At 61.2% G+C, this 2319-nt stretch carries 2 protein-coding genes; one reads left to right on the top strand and one right to left on the bottom strand.

What is annotated here, in order from left to right:
* Positions 1 to 217 precede the first annotated feature (217 nt).
* Positions 218 to 1450 carry a cytochrome P450 gene (locus VGY55_17180; protein HEV2971714.1) on the top strand — a complete coding sequence of 411 codons (1233 nt, stop codon included), beginning with the start codon at positions 218 to 220 and terminating at the stop codon, positions 1448 to 1450.
* Between the two features lie 119 nt (positions 1451 to 1569).
* Here the strand turns inward: VGY55_17180 and rpmA are convergent, their stop codons facing one another.
* On the bottom strand, positions 1570 to 1824 hold the full coding sequence (gene rpmA, locus VGY55_17175; GenBank protein ID HEV2971713.1) for a 50S ribosomal protein L27: 255 nt from the start codon (positions 1822 to 1824) through the stop codon (positions 1570 to 1572).
* Between the last annotated feature and the right edge of the window lie 495 nt (positions 1825 to 2319).

Raw genomic sequence — 2319 nt, 5'->3', positions numbered from 1 at the left:
CTCCGAATCGCGCGTTCGAAACTATCTCGACCGCCGGATGTGTTTGCAAGCCGGGAGCGCTCGTTGAAGGAAACGGGCCGGTGGCGAGTGGCGCGGTTTTTGGCGCGCGATTCGCTCTCCCGCGTCGCCATCGTCTGCGGCAACGGGCCGCGAGTGTGTTCGGGCCATTCTGTTGGCGACTTTCTGTCGCCGGTTGCACACGCCGGAGGCTTTTGGCATGGCCATGCTGAATCTGTTTTCTGCCGAGATGCGCCGTGATCCTTATCCCGTTTACGAGCAGATTCGGGGTCCGTCTCCCGTCCTTTATTATGAGCCGCTCGATTTGTGGATGATCTTCGATTACGAGGGGGTCAAGCAGGCGCTCGTTGATCCCGAAACGTTCAGTTCGCGCGCCACGCCGCCAGGCTCTTCGGGACCGCCCCCGGATTGGTTCATTTTCTACGATCCACCGCGGCACACGAAGCTTCGCGGTCTGATTCAAAAAGCCTTTACTCCGCGGGTCATTGCGAGTCTCGAGCAGAGCATTCGGCAGCTCTCGAAAGAGCTGCTGGACGAAGCGATCGAGCGAGGGACGAGTGACTCGACGGCCGGCAAGTTGCCGACGCTGGATGTCGCCGACGATTTTTCGGTGCCGCTGGCGCTGCGGGTGATCGCGGCGTTGATTGGGATTCCGGCTGCGGATTACTTGCGCTTCAAGCACTGGAGCGATGTGACGCTAAAATTGGCGGATACCGTCACGCGCAGCGGAGACCTGGCACAGCTTGCCGGTGAGGTCGGGGCCATCAAAGCCGAGATGGCGACCTATCTGGCCGGCTTGCTCGAAGAGCGGCGGCGGGAGCCGCAGGACGATTTGTTGTCGACGCTGATGGCGGCCGAGATTGATGGCGAGCGGCCGACGCGCGAGGAGATGCTGGGCTTCTTCCAACTTCTGCTGGTGGCCGGCAATGAGACGACGACGAACCTGATCAACAACGCGATGCTGACGTTGCTCGAGCACCCGGATCAGCTCGCCCGCCTGCGGGCCGATCGAGCGATATTGCCTTCGGCGATCGAAGAGGTGTTGCGCTATCGCTCGCCGCTGCAGGCGGTCTTCCGCACGACCAAGCGCGAGGTCGAAGTGCATGGCCAGACAATTCCGGCTGGAAAACTCGTGCTGCCGATGATTGGCTCGGCAAACCGCGACCCGCGGCAATTTCGTGAGCCGAACCGCTTCGACATCACGCGCGATCCCAATCCTCACATCGCATTCGGGCACGGGATCCATTTCTGCATCGGGGCTCCGCTTTCCCGACTCGAGGCCCGGATCGGTCTGACAGACCTCTTGGAGCGGCTCGAGGACATCGAGCTGGCCAGTGACACGCCGTGGGAACCGCGTCAGGCGTTCAACGTTCTCGGCCCGTGTCGCCTGCCGATCCGTTTTCAACCGGCCCGCAGTGCGGCGGTGATTTAGCAAAGTCGGAATGGTCGAAGATTGCACCTAGCTCGAGCCGGTGCTTGCCACTTGCCAGTAACTGTTGGCCTAGGATGGCCGAGAGCCCGTCGATTTAATCGCCCGATCAAGAGCGAGAACTACGCCGTCTCGGGCCGGCGCACGTTGATCCGGCGGCCGCCGCGGTCGAAGTAGACTTCGCCGTCAGAGAGCGCGAAGAGCGTATCGTCGCTGCCTTGGCCGACGTTGCGGCCCGGGTGCCACTTGGTGCCGCGCTGGCGGATCAAGATATTGCCCGCGATGACGGCCTGGCCGCCGAACTTCTTGACTCCCAGTCGTTGTGCATTCGAGTCGCGTCCGTTGCGGCTCGATCCCTGTCCCTTCTTGTGAGCCATTTGCCGCCGCTCTCCAATACCGCCGCGTTTTCATTCCCGCTTCGATTGCCGGATTTGTTTAGCCGATTGTCGGCCAAATTCTTGAGCCCCAAATTGTCCGGAGAATCGCCGCATCTTGCAAGGGCGAATGCCCGAAACTCAAGAACCGGTACTGGGTCAGTTAGCCGCCTCGGACGAAGCCTGATCGACGATCAGCTTCGCGAGCTGGTTTACATCACGGGGCCGCTTGGGCTTGCTTGAGCGGTTTGGCATAGTGGAAGTGTGCCATCGTCGCCCCCAGTCCGTCAACTGGCAAAGGTGCGCCCATGTTGGATACACGTGACTTGGTCTTCCTCCCGATCTTGGTGGGCTTCATACTCGTGGCGCTCGCATTGATGGCACGGTCAATGCGCCGTGCCAACCAACAGACAGAGCTGTTGACCGAAGCAAACCAGCTATTGCGCGAATTGGTCGACTTGACGCGCGAACGGCGGTAGGCCCCCCGTCAACTCACTG

Source organism: Pirellulales bacterium, from assembly GCA_035939775.1.
Lineage (GTDB): Bacteria > Planctomycetota > Planctomycetia > Pirellulales > DATAWG01 > DASZFO01.
The sequence above is the reverse complement of the archived record's forward strand: the minus strand, read 5'-3'. Positions and strand labels throughout refer to the sequence as shown.

Coding starts and splice junctions, on each gene's coding strand:
- VGY55_17180 (HEV2971714.1), top strand. CDS start 218: ATGGCCATGCTGAATCTGTTTTCTGCCGAGATGCGCCGTGATCCTTAT.
- rpmA (HEV2971713.1), bottom strand. CDS start 1,824: ATGGCTCACAAGAAGGGACAGGGATCGAGCCGCAACGGACGCGACTCG.